A 16,208-nucleotide genomic window follows, 5' to 3' on the forward strand; every position below is an offset into this window, starting at 1 on the left:
CTTCAACCGGTTCCGTTCCCGCGTCAGGCCGAGGCCAGATCGAACGGCAGCTGGCGCAAGGGCTTGCCCGTCAGCCGCGCCACGGCGTTGGCGAAGGCAGGCGCCAGCGGCGGCAGGCCGGGTTCCCCCATCCCCTTGGGCGCATCGGCACTCGGCACGATGTGCACATCGAACTCGGGCACCTGCGTGATGCGCGCCACGCTGAAGTCGCCGAAGTTGCCCTGCTGCACGACGCCGTCCTTCAGCGTGATGGCGCTGCCCTGCAGGCAGGTCGACAGCCCCATCACCGCCGCGCCCTGCACCTGCGCTTCCACGCTGCGCGGGTTCACCGCCAGGTTGCAGTGCACGCCCGAGGTCACGCGGTGCAGCACGGGCTGGCCGTCCTTCACCGACGCTTCGACCACATAGGCCACCACCGACTCGAAAGACTCGTGCACGGCCACGCCCCAGGCGCGGCCTTCGGCCAGCTTCTTCTTGCCGTAGCCGCTCTTGTCCACGGCCAGCTGCAGCGCGGCGCGGTGGCGCGGGTGCTTGTCGCCGAAGAGGCTCATGCGGTAGGCCACCGGGTCCTGCTTGGTCGTGCGGGCGATCTCGTCGATCAGCGTTTCCATCACGAAGGCGGTGTGCGTGGAGCCCACGCTGCGCCACCACAGCACCGGCACGTTGACCTGCGGGTGGTGCACCGTGAGGCGCATCGGCACGGGGTACGGATCGCGCATGCCCTCGACGGCCGTGGCGTCGATGCCGTCCTTCACCATGGAACCCGCGAACACCGTGCCCGCGGTGATGGACTGGCCGACGATCACGTGGTCCCACGCGAGGATCTTGCCGCGCGCATCGAAACCGATGCGTGCGCGGTGCAGGTGCATGGGGCGGTAGTAGCCGCCCTTGATGTCGTCCTCGCGGCTCCACAGCAGGCGCACGGGGGCGTCTTTCAGGCCGGCGGCGCGCGCGGCCTTGGCGATCTCGCAGGCCTCGACGACGAAGTCGCTCGAGCCCACGAAGCGCCGGCCGAAGCCGCCACCCGCCATCTGCACGTTCACCTTCACCTGCGCGGGGTCGAGCTTCAGCGTGCGTGCCGCGGCCTGGCCGTCGAGGTCGGCGGACTGCGTGCCGACCCACAGCTCGGCGCGGCCGTCCGACAGCTTCACGGTGCAGTTCTCCGGCTCCATGGGCGCGTGGGCCAGGTAGGGAAACACGAACTCGGCCTCGAGCTTGTGCGGCGCGCCGGCCAGCGGCGCCATGTCGGCGTCGAACTTGCGGTTGCCGGGGCGGCCGGCCAGTTCGCGGTACTGGGCCAGCTGCTTGTCGCTGTCGACCTTCTCCACCGCGTCGGTGTTCCACTGCAGCTTGAGCGCGTCGCGACCCAGCTTGGCGGGCCAGTAGCCGTCGGCCACCACGGCCACGCCCTCGGCGCCGCGGTCCAGCGGAATGCGCAGCACGGCCTTCACGCCCTTGACGGCGCGCGCGGCGCTGTCGTCCACCGAGGCCAGACGGGCGCCGAACACCGGCGGATGCGCCACCACGGCCGTGAGCTGGCCGGGCTGCTTCACGTCGATGCCGAAGTCCTGTCGCCCGCTGCTCTTGGCGCGCGCGTCCAAGCGCGTGGTCGGGCGGCCGATGATCCGGAAGTCCTTCGGGCTCTTCAGCGTGACCGTCTCGGGCACCGGCAGGGCCATGGCCGCTTCGGCCAGTTCGCCGTAGCCCGCCTTGCGCCCGCCCGGGCCGATGACCGTGCCGGCCTGCGTGCGCAGCGTGGCCACGTCGACCTTCCAGCGCTGCGCCGCGGCCGACAGCAGCATGGCCCGCGCACGCGCGCCCAGTTCGCGGTACTGCGTGTAGCTGTTCTTTATCGAGTTGGAACCGCCGGTCAGGTGCATGCCGAACAGCGGGTCGGCGTAGGCGGCATCGTTGGTGCCGCTGCGGCTGCGCACCAGGGCCCAGTCGGCGTCGAGCTCTTCGGCCAGGATCATCGGCAGGCCGGTCTGCACGCCCTGCCCGAACTCGAGGCGGTTGATGGTGACCGTGACCTCGCCGTTGGGCGCGATCTGCACGAAGGCCGAGGGCTGTTGCGTCGGCTTGAGTGCGCCGCCGGCCTTGGCCGGACCGTTGGCCTGCGCCATCGCCATGTGAGGGAAAGCGCCGAGCACGAGGCCGCCGGCGCCGGCCATCTTCAGGAAGCTGCGACGGGGCAGCGTGGCGGCCGCGTCGGCGTCATCGGTCGCAGGCTGGGCCATCAGGCGCTGCAGCGCGCGCGGCAGGTCGTTGTAGTCGATGTTGGGCAGCATGTCGGCTCCTTAGGCGAGGGTCTTGGCCGCATCGGCCACGGCGGCGCGGATGCGGGCGTAGGTGCCGCAGCGGCAGATGTTGCCGGCCATGGCCGAGTCGATCTCGTCGGTGCTGGGCTGCTTGCCCTTGGGCAGCGACTGCAGGAAGGCGGTCGCGCTCATGATCTGGCCGCTCTGGCAGTAGCCGCACTGCGCGACGTCGTGCTTGACCCACGCGGCATGCACGGCCGCGCCCACGCGGTCGCTGCCGCCGGTCACGGCTTCGATGGTGGTGATCTTCTTGCCCTCGGCCGCGGCGATGGGCGTGATGCACGAGCGGATGGCCTGGCCGTCCATGTGCACGGTGCAGGCGCCGCACAGCGCCGCGCCGCAGCCGAACTTGGTGCCGGTCATGCCCAGCGTGTCGCGCAGGGCCCAGAGGATGGGGGTGCCGGGGTCGGCGTCGACCGTGTGGTCACGGCCGTTGACGTGGAGCGCGCTCATGTTGGTTTTCTCCGTGGGTAGGTGGGATGGGTCGGATTCACTTGGCGCCGTCGAGCACCCATTGCGCGAGCGCCTGCAGGTCCGCGTCGGGCACCTGGGCTTGCGCGGGCATGGGCATCGCACCCCACTTGCCCGAGCTGCCGGCCTTCATGCTGGCGGCCAGTTGCGCGGCCGTGCCCTTGCCGTCGCCGTAGCGCGCGCCGATCTCTTTCCAGGAAGGGCCCACCACCTTCACGGCGGGCTGGTGGCAGGCCACGCATGCGTACTTCTGCGCCAGCGCGGTGCTGGCAAAGGCGGGCGCGGACCCGGCCATGCTCGCGCCGATGGCCAGTGCGGCCACGAGCGAGGCGGTGATGCGATGCGGATGTCGTTCGTCGTGGGTCATTTCTTTTTTCATCATCGTGGAGGGGAAAGCACGGTCCTCGCGCCGCGCGCGGCGGGACTTCACGGCGGCCAGTGTCCGATGAAGCGCCCGCCGCCACTTGCCCAATCCGCGCGCGTTCTTGCCTGAAACAACGAGACTGCGCCAAAAACGCCAAGCGCATGAGAAGCGCCCGCTAGACTTTGCGCAAGCACCCGAAAGGATTCAGATGGAAGTGCTACAGCCGACGCAGCCAGACGATTCGGCCGTCCTCGGTGCCCTGGCTACGGCCGTCGGGCGCATTGCCCGAAACGACGGCGACCACGCCACCGCCATTCCCGAACTCTCGCTGCACCGTCGCAGCGCCGCGACCGAGCCCGTGCATTGCATCTACGGCTTCGGCCTGGGCATCACCGTCGGCGGACAGAAGCGCGCGGCGCTCGGCGACGAGATCTATGAATACGGCGCCGGCCAGTCGCTGCTGATCACGGCCGACCTGCCCGTGGTGGCCCATGTCACCCGCGCCAGCGCGGCGCAGCCCTTCCTGGGCCTCATGATCCGACTCGATCCGCGCGCCATCGTGCAGGTCGCGACCGAGATGGCACTTCCGCCGCCGTCCAGGGAGCCCCACAACCAGCGCGCCCTGTCACTGGGCGCACTCGACCCGACGCTGCTGGGCACCGTCACGCGGCTCGTCGAGCTGCTGGCCGAGCCCCAGCTCGTTCCGCAGCTCGCGCCGCTGCTGCAAAAGGAGATCGTCGTGCGCCTGCTCGCCGGGCGCCACGGCCCGCAGCTGCAGCGCCTCGTGACCGTCGGCTCGCCCTGCCAGCAGGTGGCGCAGAGCCTGGCGTGGCTCAAGATGAATTTCAGGAAGCCCGTGCAGGCGGACGAGCTGGCCGCGTCGGCGCACATGAGCCCGTCGACCTACCGCCAGCACTTCCGCGCCGTGACCGGCATGAGCCCGATGCAGTACCTGAAGCAGCTGCGCTTGCAGGAAGCCCGGCAGCTGATGCTGAACCAGAACATCGATGCCGGCACCGCCGGCGTGCGCGTGGGCTACGAAAGCGCCTCGCAGTTCAGCCGCGAATACGCGCGCCTGTTCGGTGCGCCGCCGCTGCGCGACATCCGGCGGATGCGGGACGCGACCGCCGTCGCCTGAGCGCTGCGTCGCAGGCAAGCCCCGCGCTGCTGGCTGGCGTTCCAGACAAGCCCCGGGCAGCCGCCCGGTGCGTGCCATTTGCTACCCTCGACGCATGCCCCCCGCTTCCCCTGTTCCCCCGCGCTACATCGCGCTCGCCGGCCCCACCGCGTCCGGCAAGACCGCCGTCGCCCTGGCCGTGGCCCGGCTGCAGCCGGTCGAGATCGTCAGCGTCGACTCGGCACTGGTCTACCGCGGCATGGACATCGGCACCGCCAAGCCCACCGCCGCCGAGCAGGCCGCCGTGCCGCACCACCTGATCGACATCCTCGACGCGCGCGACAGCTACAGCGCCGCAGCCTTCGTGGCCGACGCCACGCGTCTGATCGATGACATCCGCGCGCGCGGCGCACTGCCGCTGCTCGTGGGCGGCACCATGCTGTACTTCAAGGCGCTGTTCGACGGAATCGACGCCATGCCCGCGGCCGACCCCGCCGTGCGCGCGCGCCTGGACGCCGAAGCCGCCGCGCTCGGCTGGCCCGCCATGCATGCGCGGCTGGCGCAGGTCGACCCCGTCACCGCCGCGCGGCTCGCGCCGCAGGACAGTCAGCGCATCCAGCGCGCGCTCGAGGTGTGGGAAAGCAGCGGCCAGCCGCTGTCGAGCTTCCACGCCAGCGACACCAAGGCCGCCAAGGCCGTCGATGGCGGCGTGCTCGTGTCGCTCGAACCGGAGGACCGCGCCTGGCTGCACGGCCGCATCGCCGAGCGCTTCGACACCATGCTCGCAGCCGGTTTTCTCGACGAGGTGAAGGCGCTGCGCGCGCGCGGCGACCTGTCGCCCGACCTGCCCTCGATGCGCTGCGTCGGCTACCGCCAGGCCTGGGAAATGTTCGACGCCTGCGGCGACGCACCGCCCGACGCCAAGGCCCTGAACGAACTGCGCGAGCGCGGCATCGCCGCCACGCGCCAGCTCGCCAAGCGGCAGATCACCTGGCTGCGCAGCATGCCGCAGCGCACCGTGATCGCCTGCGACGCGCCCGATGCGGTGCAGGCCGCCGTGCAGCACATCGCCCACATCGCACGCGGGGCGACGCCCGCATGACGCTGCACCTCACCAACCTCGGCAAGCACTACGGCGATGCACCGGTCTTCGAACACGTGAGCCTGCAGGTCGCGCCCGGCGAGTTCGTCGCCATCGTGGGCGAATCGGGCGTCGGCAAATCGACCTTGCTCAACTGCATGGCCGGCCTCGACAGCTGGGACGAAGGCAGCGTGTCGCACGACGGCACCGACATCGGCGCGCTCGACGGCGAGGCCCGCGCGCTCTGGCGCCGCCAGCACGTGGGCTTCGTGTTCCAGGCCTTCCACGTGCTGCCGCACCTCGACGTGGCGCAGAACGTGTCGCTGCCGCTGATGCTGCTGGGCCGCCCACGCGAAGACGCGCGCGTGGCCCACATGCTCGAAGCCGTCGGCCTGCCCGGCATGGGTTCGCGGCTGCCGCAGACGCTCTCAGGCGGCCAGCTGCAACGCGTGGCCATCGCCCGCGCGCTGGTGCACCGTCCCGCGCTGCTGCTCGCCGACGAGCCTACCGGCAACCTCGACCCGTCCACCGCCGCGAAGGTGATGGACCTGCTGATCGGCCAGACACGCGAGCACGGTGCCTCGCTGGTGCTGGTCACGCACTCGGAGAGCGCGGCGGCGCGCGCGGACCGGTTGCTGCACCTGACGGCGAGCGGTATCCGGGCCTGAAAAGAATCAGCCGATCAGCGACGCGTATCGCGACAGATCGACGTTCCCGCCGCTGATCACGATGCCCACGCGCTGGCCTTCGATGGTCTTCGCCGCCGCAATGGCGCCCGCGAACGCGAGGCACCCCGTCGGCTCCACCACCATCTTCATGCGCTCGGCGAAGAAGCGCATCGCCTCGACGAGCTGCTCGTCGGTGACGGTGAAGATGTCATCTACATCCCGTTGGATGATCCCGAAGGTGTACTCGCCCAGGTGCTGCGTCTGCGCGCCGTCGGCGATGGTCTTGGGTGTTTCGATGTGCACGATCTTCCCGGCGCGCAGCGACTGCTGGCCGTCGTTGCCGGCCTCGGGCTCCACGCCGTAGACCTTGCAGGCGGGCGACAACGCGCGCGCCGACAGCGCCGAGCCCGACAGCAGCCCGCCGCCGCCGAGGCACACGAACAGGTGATCGAGCGGGCCGGTCTCTTCGATGAGTTCCTTCACCGCCGTGCCCTGCCCCGTGAGCACATCGGGGTGGTCGTAGGGCGGAATCATCGTCATGCCGCGCTCCTGCGCGAGCCGCTTGGTCAGCGCCTCGCGGTCTTCGGTGAAGCGGTCGTACATCACCACTTCGGCGCCGTAGCCCTTCGTGGCCGCGACCTTGGCGGCGGGCGCGTCCTTGGGCATGACGATCACGGCCGGCATCGACAGCAGCCGCGCCGACAGCGCGATGGCCTGCGCGTGGTTGCCCGACGAAAAGGCGATCACGCCGCCTTGGCGCTGCGCCGCGTCGAACTTCGACAGCGCGTTGAACGCACCGCGGAACTTGAACGCGCCCATGCGCTGGAAGTTCTCGCACTTGAAGAAGAACTGCGCGCCCCAGCGCTCGTTGGCGGTGGTCGATTGCAGCACCGGCGTGCGGTGGGCATGGCCTTCGAGCCGCGCGGCCGCGGCGATGACGTCGTCGTAGGTAGGGAGTTGCATGGGTCGAGCTTAGCGGCGGCGTGCCGTTCCTTGCAGCCCCGATGGGTAAAAACCCGGGGATGCGCCCCGGTGCCGAAGTCCGTACTCTGTATACAGAGTTCAGAAAAGGCCCACCATGCCCGCCCAGTTGCTCAGCATCGAAGTCGCCCCCGACCTCGTCGACCAGGTCTACCGCGCCCTGCTCGGCGCCATCAGCAGCGGCGCGCTCGCGCCGGGCGAGCGGCTCACGCAGGAGGACATCGCGGCGCGGCTCGCGGTGTCGCGCCAGCCGGTGCTGCAGGCGCTGCGGCTGCTCAAGAAGGACGGCTTCGTGCAGGACGCGCCCGGGCGCGGCGTGCTGGTGGCGCCGCTGGAGGCCGAGGCGATGCGCAAGGTCTACCAGGTGCGCGGCGCGCTCGACGTGCTGGCCGCGCGGCTGGCGGCGCAGCAGCGCTTTCGCATCGACCCGAAGCTCATCGAACGCGGCCGGCGCGCGGCGCGCGGGCGCAATGTCGAAGCCATGATCGACGCCGACGTGGCCTTTCACCAGGCCATCTACGCCGCCTCGGGCAACCCGCTGATCGGCCAGAGCGCCGACCCGCACTGGCGCCACCTGCGCCGCGCGATGGGCGCGGTGCTGCAGGCCGAGCCGCAGCGCGAGTCGCTGTGGGACGAGCACGAAGCCATTGCCGACGCCATTGCCGCCGGCGACGTCGAACGCGCTGCGCGCCTGAGCGACGAGCACGTCTCGCGCGCCAGCGACGCGCTGGCCGAGCGGCTCGCGCAGCAGCTGGCGCGCAGGGCATCCGCATCCCCCACCCGAAAAGGAGACAAGGCATGAAGCTGACCCCCGAGCAACGCGCGCAGTTCGAGCGCGAGGGCTACCTGTTCTTCCCCGGCCACTTCTCACCCGAAGAGACCAAGGTGCTGACCGAGGCGGTGCCCGACCTGTACAGCAAGCGCGCGGCCTTCAACGTGCGCGAGAAAGGCTCCGACGCCGTGCGCACGAACTTCGCGGCGCACCTCATCAGCGAACCCTTCGCGCGGCTGGCGCGGCACCCGCGCATGGTCGAGCCGGTGATGGACCTGTTCGACGAGGCGGTCTACATGCACCAGTTCAAGATCAACGGCAAGATGGCCTTCGAAGGCGACGTGTGGCAGTGGCACCAGGACTACGGCACCTGGCTCAACGACGATCTGATGCCCACCGAGCGCGCGATGAACGTGGCCATCTTTCTGGACGAAGTGACCGAGCACAACGGCCCGCTGATGTTCATTCCGGGCAGCCACCGCAAGGGCGTGGTCGATGCGAAGCATGACCTCACGACCACGAGCTACCCGCTGTGGACGGTCGACAACGACCTGATCCGCCAGCTGGTCGACCGCGCCGGCGGCACGCAGGGCGGCATCGTCTCGCCCAAGGGGCCGGCCGGTTCGATGATCCTGTTCCACAGCTGCCTCGTGCATGCCTCGGGCAGCAACCTCTCGCCCTTCAACCGCGTGGCCGTGTACCTGAGCCTGTGCGCGGTCAGCAACCACATCCGCCGCCACAAAAGGCCCGAGTACATCGCGCACCGCGACTTCACGCCCATCGAGGTGCTGCCCGACGACTGCCTGCTGACGCCCTACCCCGTCGAGGTGCCGTGGAAAGACGGCCTGCCCGAGAGCGCGCTGCGCACCTCGCCCGACGTCATCGAAACCGTGGAAGCCTGACCGCCATGAGCCTGCACACCCGCCTGCAACAGCGCGCCGCCGAAGGCCGCCCCATCCGCATCGGCCTGATCGGCGCCGGCAAGTTCGGCGCCATGTACCTGGCGCAGATCCCGCGCACGCCCGGCGTGCAACTGGTCGCCATTGCCGACCTCTCGCCCGCCGCCGCGCGCGTCAACCTGGAACGCGTGGGCTGGCAGGCCGAGCGCAGCAACGCCGGCTCGGTGCAGGAGGCGCTGAAGACCGGCGCCACCTGGATCACCGACGACTGGCAGGCCGTGACGCGCGAGCCCAGCATCGACATCGTGGTGGAGTGCACCGGCAACCCGATTGCCGCGGTCGACCACTGCCTGGATGCCTTTGCGCACGGCAAGCACGTGGTCAACGTGACGGTCGAGGCCGACGCCTTCTGCGGCCCGCTGCTCGCGCACAAGGCGCAGCAGGCCGGCGTGGTGTATTCGCTGGCCTTCGGCGACCAGCCCGCGCTGATCTGCGACCTGGTCGACTGGGCCCGCACCTGCGGCTTTCCGGTGGTGGCGGCCGGGCGCGGCCACAAGTGGCTGCCGCACTTCACCGAATCGACGCCCGAGACCGTGTGGGGCAACTACGGCCTCACGCCCGAGCAGGCGAAACGGGGCGGGCTCAACCCGAAGATGTTCAACAGCTTCCTCGACGGCTCCAAGCCGTCGATCGAAAGCTCGGCCGTGGCCAACGCCACCGGCCTGGGCGTGCCCTCCGACGGCCTGCTCTATCCGCCCGCGAGCGTGGAAGACATTCCCTTCGTCACGCGTCCGCGCAGCGAAGGCGGCGTGCTGGAGCGCAAGGGCATGGTCGAGGTGATCTCGTCGCTCGAGGCCGATGGCCGCAAGATCCCGTACGACATCCGCATGGGCGTGTGGGTCACGGTCGAGGCCGAGACCGACTACATCAAGAACTGCTTCGAGGAGTACAACGCCCACACCGACCCGAGCGGGCGCTACTTCACGCTGTACAAGCGCTGGCACCTGATCGGGCTCGAAGTGGGCATGTCGGTCGCCAGCGTGGCGCTGCGCGGCGAGCCCACCGGCGTGGCCACCGGCTGGAACGCCGACGTGGTCGCCACCGCCAAGCGCGACCTCGCCGCGGGCGAGATGCTCGACGGCGAAGGCGGCTACACCGTCTGGGGCAAGCTGCTGCCGGCCGAGCGCTCGCTGCGACTGGGCGGCCTGCCGCTCGGGCTGGCGCACAACGTCAAGCTCGTGCGCCCCGTGAAGAAGGGCCAGAGCCTGAGCTGGGCCGACGTGGCGATGGACACCACCACCGCCGCCTACCGGCTGCGCCAGGAAATGGAAGCGCTGTTCACGCCCGCGGTGCGCGCCCGCGCGGCCTGAGCGCGGGGCCTGGCGCCCACGTTGCGCCAAAGAGCGAACAGATCAAGAATCTTCTGCTCGGCACCGGTCCGGTGTCGAAATGACCGGTTGCGGGCCGTCATTGTGGTGAGCGATCTTGCTCGGCAAGCTTTTCCTTCACGGAGAAACACCATGCAGTACATGTTGATGTTCTACCAACCCGCGGCCGAATTCGAACAACGCAACGACGCCTCGTCGCAGGCCTACCGCGCCAGCTGGGTCGCGTACGCCGACGCGGTGCGCCAGTCGGGCATTTCGCTCGGCGGCCACGGCCTGCTGCCGCCCATGACCGGCACCACGCTGCGCGTGCGCGGCGACAAGCGCCAGGTGCAGGACGGCCCCTTCGCCGACACCAAGGAACAGCTCGGCGGCTACTTCGTCGTCGACGTGCCCGACCTCGACGCCGCGCTCGAATGGGCCGCGCGTGCGCCCTGCGCCGCCAGCGGCGGCGTCGAAGTGCGGCCGGTCTTCACCGCCACCGCAGCGGCGGGCGCGAGCCAGACGTGACCACCCCGGCGGCACACCACGCCGCCGAACGCGCGGCACGCGAGTCGTACGGGCGGCTGCTGGCCATCCTGTCCGCCCGCACGCACGACATCGCGGCCTCCGAAGACGCCCTGGCCGACGCCTTCGCCCGCGCGCTCGAGCGCTGGCCCGCCGACGGCGTGCCCGTGCAGCCCGACGCCTGGCTGCTGAGCGTCGCGCGGCACCGCAAGCTCGACGCCTGGCGCCACAGCCGCGTGCAGGACGACGCCACGCAAACGCTGCTGCTGCTCGCCGGCGAGATGGACGAGGCCGACCCCGATGCCGGCACCGTGCCCGACGAGCGCCTGCGCCTGCTGTTCGTCTGCGCGCACCCGGCCATCGACGCCGCCGCGCGCGCGCCGCTCATGCTGCAGACCGTGCTCGGTCTCGACGCCGCGCGCATGGCCGGCGCCTTCCTCACCTCGCCTTCCGCACTGGGGCAGCGGCTGGTGCGCGCCAAGGCCCGCATCCGCGCGGCCGGCATCCCTTTCGAGTACCCGCAGGCGCGCGACCTGCCGCACCGGCTGCGCGACGTGCTCGACGGCATCTACGCCGCCTACGGCACCGGCTGGGACGATGTCGACGGCGCCGACGCCCTGCCGCGCGGCCTGACGACCGAGGCCATCGACCTGGGCCGCATCCTGTGCCGCCTGCTGCCCGCCGAGCCCGAGCCGCTGGGCCTGCTGGCGCTGATGCTGTTCTGCGAGGCGCGCACCGCCGCGCGCCGCACCGAGGCCGGCGCCTACGTGCCGCTCGACCAGCAGGACATCACGCGCTGGGACCACGCGCTGCTGGCCGAGGCCGAGCACCACCTGCGCATCGCGTCGGCCATGCAGTCGCTCGGGCCCTACCAGCTCGAGGCCGCGATCCAGTCGGCCCACTGCGAGCGCCGCGCCGGCGCACCGGTGCCGCCCGAGGTGCTGGTGTCGCTGTACGAAGGCCTGCTCGCGCTGCGGCCGAGCATCGGCGCGCAGGTCAGCCTGGCGTGCGCGCTGGCGAATGCGCGCGGGCCCGAGACCGGGCTGCGCGCGCTCGATGCGATTCCGTCGGACGAAGTGGCGAGCTACCAGCCGTTCTGGGCGGCGCGCGCGCACCTGCTCGCGGCCGGCGGTGCGCGCGTGGCGGCGCGGCAGGCGTACGACCGGGCGATCGGGTTGAGCAGCAATGGCGCGGTGCGGGCGTACCTGCACACGATGTCGGAACGGGCCTGAGGCGACCCGCGCCTACCGCGCATTGAACGTGCGCGGAAACAACGCGGCCTGCGAACGGTCTCGCAGCCGGTACCCCATGGCGGGCCGGCCCAGGCTGCCCGCCACCATGCCCGCTTCTTCCATGAACCCACCGTCCAGCATCCGCTTGCGGAAGGCGCTCTTGTCGATGTCACGGCCCAGCACGACCTCATAGGCGTGCTGCAGCGACGGCAAGGTGAAAGGCTCTTCCAGAAGAAAGGCCGGCAGCGAGGTGTATTCCACCTTGCTGCGCAGACGTGCAACGGCCGCCTCGAGCAGTTCTCCGTGGTCGAACGCCAGACGTTTGCGCAAGGCCGCATCGACCTCGAACCACGCCACCTCGGCGGCGTTGGCGCCGCTTCGCAGTTGCATGGCCTGCGCCGGGATGAGTGCATAGAAGCAGTGCGTGGTCGACCACCCGCGCGGATCGCGCTGCGCCCCGCCCCAACTCCCGAGCTGCTCGAGATAGGGCGTGACCACGCCGGTCTTCTCGCGCAGCTTGCGCAATGCGCAGTCGAGCAACGAGGCATCTTCATCGGTGTTGATGAAGCCGCCCGGCAATGCCCATTTGCCAGGAAACGGCTCGTTGCTGTCGGCCGCCCGTTTCACCAACAAGACCTGCAGCGCGTCGTCGAGCACAGTGAACATCGCCACATCGACAGTGACCAACGGGCGGGGAAAGGTCAAGGCAGGGAACGTTGAGGCGGGCATGGTCACGATCAGCTTGACTCCTGATTTATTAGTTGTACTATACAACCCATCATTAGTTGCACAGAGCAACTCAATGAAATGACAAGAAGAACAACAACGAGAAGAACCCAGAACAATGAACAAGCAGACCACGCCGCTTCCCACCGAGCCCCATCTCGCCCAACGCGAGCGCTGGCCGCAGGACGGAAAGCACATCCTGGCGCATCACGATGCCCAGTCCGTCATCGTCTACCAGGCCTACCGCCCCGCCATCGGCGAATACGCGATCCGGCATGGCCGTCTCGACGGACCGGACTTCAGCCTTTCACGGATGAGCTGGATCAAACCGAACTTCCTCTGGATGATGTATCGCTCCGGCTGGGGCACCAAGGAAGGCCAGGAGGTCACGCTCGGGCTGCGGCTGCGCCGTGCGTTCTTCGAACGGGTCGTGGGTGAGGCCGTCCCTTCGACCTTCGATGCCGAGCGCTATCCTGATCGCGATGCGTGGCAGGAGGCGGTCAACCGCTCCGAGGTTCGCCTGCAATGGGACCCGGACCACGCACCGGCAGGCAACAAGCTGGAACGCCGCGCGATTCAGTTGGGCCTGCGGGGCCGAACGCTCGCCGCGTTTGCGAATGAAGAACTGCTCGAGGTGATCGACATGCGCGCCTTCGTGGACGCTCAGCGCCCGATGGCGCAGAACGACAACCCCGGGCTGCAATTGCCGGTCGAGCATGTGCTCGGCTTCGAATCCTGAGGACCACAAGAAATGACGACGAACAGACCCCACGCGCTGCGCAGCAACGAAGACCTGCTCGCGCACATCGCCCAAGGCCACAAGATCGACTGCCTGTTCTTCTGGGGCCACCAGGTTCCGAAGGACGGCAGCATCGGCAAGAGCTGCTTCAGCCAGTGGTACGAGGCGCCCTTCACTGTCGGAGGCGTCGCGTACCGTACCGCCGAGCATTTCATGATGGCCGGCAAGGCGCGGCTCTTCGGTGACGCGGCCACCTGCGAAAGGATCATCGCCGCGCGCACGCCCGGCGAAGCAAAGAAGCTGGGGCGCCAGATCGGCAACTTCGATGAAGCGGCGTGGCTCGAAGCGCGCTTCGACCTCGTGACACGCGGAAACGTTGCGAAGTTCTCGCAGAACGCGGCGCTCGGCGCGTACCTGCTCGGCACTGGCCGGCAGGTGCTGGTTGAGGCGAGCCCCGTCGATGCGATCTGGGGCATCGGCCTCGCTGCGACGGACGCGGCAGCGCAAGACCCGCGCACCTGGAAAGGCCTGAACCTGCTGGGCTATGCGCTGATGGCGGCCCGCGACGAACTGGGGGCGGCCCCATGAACGCGGCGCGCTACCAGGGGTGCCTGCTCGGGCTGGCCTGCGGCGATGCGGTGGGCACCACGCTGGAGTTCCGCACGCGCGGCACGTTCGAGCCCGTCACCGACATGCGCGGCGGCGGACCTTTCGGCCTGATCCCCGGCGAATGGACCGACGACACCTCGATGGCGCTGTGCCTCGCGGCGAGCCTGATCCATTGCCAGGGCTTCGATGCCACCGACCAGATGAACCGCTACTGCAACTGGCGCAGCGTGGGCTACATGAGCAGCACGGGAAGCTGCTTCGACATCGGCTTCACGGTGTCGGGTGCCCTCACCCGCTACCTCGCATCGGGCGATCCGTTCGCGGGCGACCCCGATCCGCGCACGGCAGGCAACGGCGCGCTGATGCGGCTCGCGCCCGTGCCGATGTTCTACGCGCCGAGCGCCGAAGCCACCTGGCGGCAGGCCGGCGAAAGCACACGCACCACGCACGGCGCGCAGGAGGCCATCGAGTGCTCGCAGCTTTTCGCGTTGCAACTGCGCGCAGCGCTGCAAGGCGAAAGCAAGGCGGCGATCCTTGCCACCGTACCGTTGGCGCCCTTGAGCGAGAAGGTCGCGGCGCTGGCACGCGGCGACTACGCCTCGAAGCCGATCGAACGCATCAAGGGCTCCGGCTATTGCGTCGAATCGCTCGAAGCAGCGCTCTGGTGCTTCGCGCACACCGACTCGTTCGAGCAGGCGGTCCTCGCGGCCACCAACCTGGGTGACGATGCCGACACCACCGCGGCGATCTGCGGCCAGATCGCAGGCGCGTTCTACGGCGTGGACGGCATTCCCGCCGGCTGGCTGCGCCAGCTCGTGATGCGCGACGAGATCACGCAGATGGCCAACGACCTGCTCGCGCTGGCGCAACGCTGAACTCGCCCGCGCTCAATCCGAGGTCACGGCAGCGGCGGCCCCCACGCGCCGCCCTTCGAGCCGGCTGCCACCCTGCGTCAGCGTGACGCCGATCACCTCGCCCCCATCGCCGCGCCGAAACACGAACTGCGCGCCGATGGCCGTCACCGCAAAACGATCCGGCCCCGTGGGCGTGAGAAGGTTGTAGCCCTTGCCCGATTCACGCGCCAGCAAACGCCCGTCGCGCACGGTGAAGCCAAGCACCTGCGCCTTGCCGATGCGGAACTCGCCCGCGTAGTCGGCCAGGCGCTTCGGATCGATGGGCACCTCGGTCGTCGGCACCGGGTAGCGGCTCTTGCCGATGGCGAGCATCACGGGCTGCAGCGGCGCGCGCTGGTTGCTGGCCAGCACGATGAGCGCCTCGCCGGTGTCGGGCGCCAGCAGCCAGAGCGTGCGGTAGCCCTCGGTGACGCCCGCGTGGTAGTAGGTGCGCCGGCCGGTCTCGGGGCCGCGCACCATCACGGCATAACCGATCTCGGCGCCCTCGTAGCGCGCGAGCGGCGTGAGCAGGCGCGCGGCGGCCGGGCCCAGCGGGCCGTGGGCGCCCGCGAGGATGGCGCGGCTGAAGGCCAGCATGTCGGCGGCGGTCGAGCGCAGCGCGCTGGCGGGCGCGTAGGCATGCATGTCGAAGCGGCGCTGGCGCTGGTCGCCCGCGAACGGCGGCGCCATGCGCGAGGCCTTGTCGCCGAGCGGGATCACGGTGTCGTTCATGCCCAGCGGTTCGGTGATTCGCGCACGCACCAGCTCGCCCCACGAGGTGCCGTAGCGCAGCGCCAGCAGCTGTCCGAGCAGCGCCATGCCGAAGTTGCTGTAGCGCGCCTCGCACGGCGCCGCGACGCCCGTGAGGTGGATGCGCGCGAGCGCGGCCCAGAACATCGGCAGGTCGAAGCTGCGGAACTGCTCGGCCAGCGCGGCGCCGCCGGTCACGCCGTCGGCCATCACGGGCAGGCAGCCGGTGTGGGTGACGAGCTGCCGCAGCGTGATCGACGCCACGGCGGGCGGCACGCCCTCGGCATGGCCGGCGAGCAGCTTGCCCACGCTGTCGTCGAGCGCCACGTCGCCGCGCTCCACCGCCTGCGCCAGCAGCAGGCCGGTGAAGACCTTGGTGACCGAGCCGATCTCGAACATCGGCTGCTCCGCGCTGGCGGGCGCAATGGCGCGCGCCACCAGCGGCTCGGGGTTGTGGGCGATGCCGTAGGCGGCCTTGTCGCCGCGCAGCACGCCGACCACCAGCGTGCCGCGCTCGGCGCCGAGCGCGGTGCGGGCCAGCACGGCGGGGTCGCTGGCGAGCGAGAGCGGTGCGGACGGTGGTGCGAGTTGCGCACTCGCCGCGCCCGCCAGCCAGGGCACGAGAAGCCAGGGCGCCAGCCAGCGGCGGCACCAGGCGGAGGGCAGAAGCCGCATCGTCGGAATCCTCGGGCGTGA

The 16,208-nt window shown here is 70.1% G+C and carries 17 protein-coding genes; 11 read left to right on the forward strand and 6 right to left on the reverse strand.

Annotated elements, in window-relative coordinates:
- Window positions 1-23 precede the first annotated feature (23 nt).
- Genes ACAM42_RS22355 through ACAM42_RS22365 form a run of 3 tightly spaced genes read right to left on the reverse strand, consistent with a single transcriptional unit; the run spans window position 24 to window position 3,156 of the window.
- Complete coding sequence (locus tag ACAM42_RS22355) at window positions 24-2,288, reverse strand: molybdopterin cofactor-binding domain-containing protein (protein WP_369629453.1); 2,265 nt, start codon at window positions 2,286-2,288, stop codon at window positions 24-26.
- A gap of 9 nt (window positions 2,289-2,297) precedes the next feature.
- A complete protein-coding gene (locus tag ACAM42_RS22360; protein ID WP_062478499.1) occupies window positions 2,298-2,771 on the reverse strand; it encodes a (2Fe-2S)-binding protein in 474 nt (157 codons plus the stop codon).
- 37 nt (window positions 2,772-2,808) lie between these two features.
- Complete coding sequence (locus tag ACAM42_RS22365; protein ID WP_307635475.1) at window positions 2,809-3,156, reverse strand: c-type cytochrome; 348 nt, start codon at window positions 3,154-3,156, stop codon at window positions 2,809-2,811.
- Window positions 3,157-3,361: 205 nt separating this feature from the next.
- Between ACAM42_RS22365 and ACAM42_RS22370 the strand changes: the two genes are divergently transcribed.
- From ACAM42_RS22370 to ACAM42_RS22380, 3 genes are all read left to right on the forward strand, one after another.
- Window positions 3,362-4,291, forward strand: a complete 930-nt coding sequence (locus tag ACAM42_RS22370; RefSeq protein ID WP_369629454.1) for an AraC family transcriptional regulator N-terminal domain-containing protein — start codon at window positions 3,362-3,364, stop codon at window positions 4,289-4,291.
- A 94-nt stretch (window positions 4,292-4,385) separates the two neighbouring features.
- The gene (gene miaA / locus ACAM42_RS22375) at window positions 4,386-5,372 is read left to right on the forward strand and encodes a tRNA (adenosine(37)-N6)-dimethylallyltransferase MiaA (protein WP_369629455.1); all 987 of its coding nucleotides are present in this window, start codon (window positions 4,386-4,388) and stop codon (window positions 5,370-5,372) included.
- A complete protein-coding gene (locus ACAM42_RS22380; protein WP_369629456.1) occupies window positions 5,369-6,019 on the forward strand; it encodes an ABC transporter ATP-binding protein in 651 nt (216 codons plus the stop codon). The genes miaA and ACAM42_RS22380 overlap by 4 nt, the downstream gene beginning before the upstream one ends.
- Before the next feature lie 6 nt (window positions 6,020-6,025).
- Here the strand turns inward: ACAM42_RS22380 and ACAM42_RS22385 are convergent, their stop codons facing one another.
- Window positions 6,026-6,982 (reverse strand): threo-3-hydroxy-L-aspartate ammonia-lyase, encoded by a 957-nt coding sequence (locus ACAM42_RS22385; protein WP_369629457.1) that lies wholly within the window; start codon window positions 6,980-6,982, stop codon window positions 6,026-6,028.
- A 115-nt stretch (window positions 6,983-7,097) separates the two neighbouring features.
- On the opposite strand from ACAM42_RS22385, the gene ACAM42_RS22390 reads away from it, so the two are divergent.
- From ACAM42_RS22390 to ACAM42_RS22410, 5 genes are all read left to right on the forward strand, one after another.
- Window positions 7,098-7,802, forward strand: coding sequence for a GntR family transcriptional regulator (locus ACAM42_RS22390; protein WP_095949049.1), 705 nt, complete (start codon window positions 7,098-7,100; stop codon window positions 7,800-7,802).
- Window positions 7,799-8,674 (forward strand): phytanoyl-CoA dioxygenase family protein, encoded by an 876-nt coding sequence (locus ACAM42_RS22395; RefSeq protein ID WP_369629458.1) that lies wholly within the window; start codon window positions 7,799-7,801, stop codon window positions 8,672-8,674. The genes ACAM42_RS22390 and ACAM42_RS22395 overlap by 4 nt, the downstream gene beginning before the upstream one ends.
- A 5-nt stretch (window positions 8,675-8,679) precedes the next feature.
- A complete protein-coding gene (locus tag ACAM42_RS22400; protein WP_369629459.1) occupies window positions 8,680-10,041 on the forward strand; it encodes an NAD(P)H-dependent oxidoreductase in 1,362 nt (453 codons plus the stop codon).
- Window positions 10,042-10,191: 150 nt separating this feature from the next.
- On the forward strand, window positions 10,192-10,566 hold the full coding sequence (locus tag ACAM42_RS22405) for a YciI family protein (RefSeq protein WP_062478473.1): 375 nt from the start codon (window positions 10,192-10,194) through the stop codon (window positions 10,564-10,566).
- Window positions 10,563-11,795 (forward strand): RNA polymerase sigma factor, encoded by a 1,233-nt coding sequence (locus ACAM42_RS22410; protein ID WP_369629460.1) that lies wholly within the window; start codon window positions 10,563-10,565, stop codon window positions 11,793-11,795. Before ACAM42_RS22405 ends, ACAM42_RS22410 begins: the two co-directional genes overlap by 4 nt.
- A 12-nt stretch (window positions 11,796-11,807) precedes the next feature.
- Here ACAM42_RS22410 and ACAM42_RS22415 read toward each other — a convergent pair whose 3' ends face one another.
- Entirely contained in the window at window positions 11,808-12,524 is a 717-nt protein-coding gene (locus ACAM42_RS22415; protein WP_369632797.1) for an NUDIX domain-containing protein, read from the reverse strand.
- A gap of 115 nt (window positions 12,525-12,639) precedes the next feature.
- Here ACAM42_RS22415 and ACAM42_RS22420 point away from each other — a divergent pair, with 115 nt between their 5' ends.
- Genes ACAM42_RS22420 through ACAM42_RS22430 form a run of 3 tightly spaced genes read left to right on the forward strand, consistent with a single transcriptional unit; the run spans window position 12,640 to window position 14,744 of the window.
- Window positions 12,640-13,260 carry a DUF4291 domain-containing protein gene (locus ACAM42_RS22420; RefSeq protein WP_369629461.1) on the forward strand — a complete coding sequence of 207 codons (621 nt, stop codon included), beginning with the start codon at window positions 12,640-12,642 and terminating at the stop codon, window positions 13,258-13,260.
- 12 nt (window positions 13,261-13,272) lie between these two features.
- Window positions 13,273-13,848 carry an NADAR family protein gene (locus ACAM42_RS22425; RefSeq protein ID WP_354345049.1) on the forward strand — a complete coding sequence of 192 codons (576 nt, stop codon included), beginning with the start codon at window positions 13,273-13,275 and terminating at the stop codon, window positions 13,846-13,848.
- Window positions 13,845-14,744, forward strand: coding sequence for an ADP-ribosylglycohydrolase family protein (locus tag ACAM42_RS22430; RefSeq protein WP_369629462.1), 900 nt, complete (start codon window positions 13,845-13,847; stop codon window positions 14,742-14,744). The genes ACAM42_RS22425 and ACAM42_RS22430 overlap by 4 nt, the downstream gene beginning before the upstream one ends.
- A 12-nt stretch (window positions 14,745-14,756) precedes the next feature.
- Here ACAM42_RS22430 and ACAM42_RS22435 read toward each other — a convergent pair whose 3' ends face one another.
- Window positions 14,757-16,187 (reverse strand): serine hydrolase domain-containing protein, encoded by a 1,431-nt coding sequence (locus tag ACAM42_RS22435; protein ID WP_369629463.1) that lies wholly within the window; start codon window positions 16,185-16,187, stop codon window positions 14,757-14,759.
- Between the last annotated feature and the right edge of the window lie 21 nt (window positions 16,188-16,208).

Source organism: Variovorax sp. V35 (genome assembly GCF_041154465.1).
In the GTDB taxonomy this organism is placed as follows: Bacteria; Pseudomonadota; Gammaproteobacteria; order Burkholderiales; family Burkholderiaceae_C; genus Variovorax; species Variovorax boronicumulans.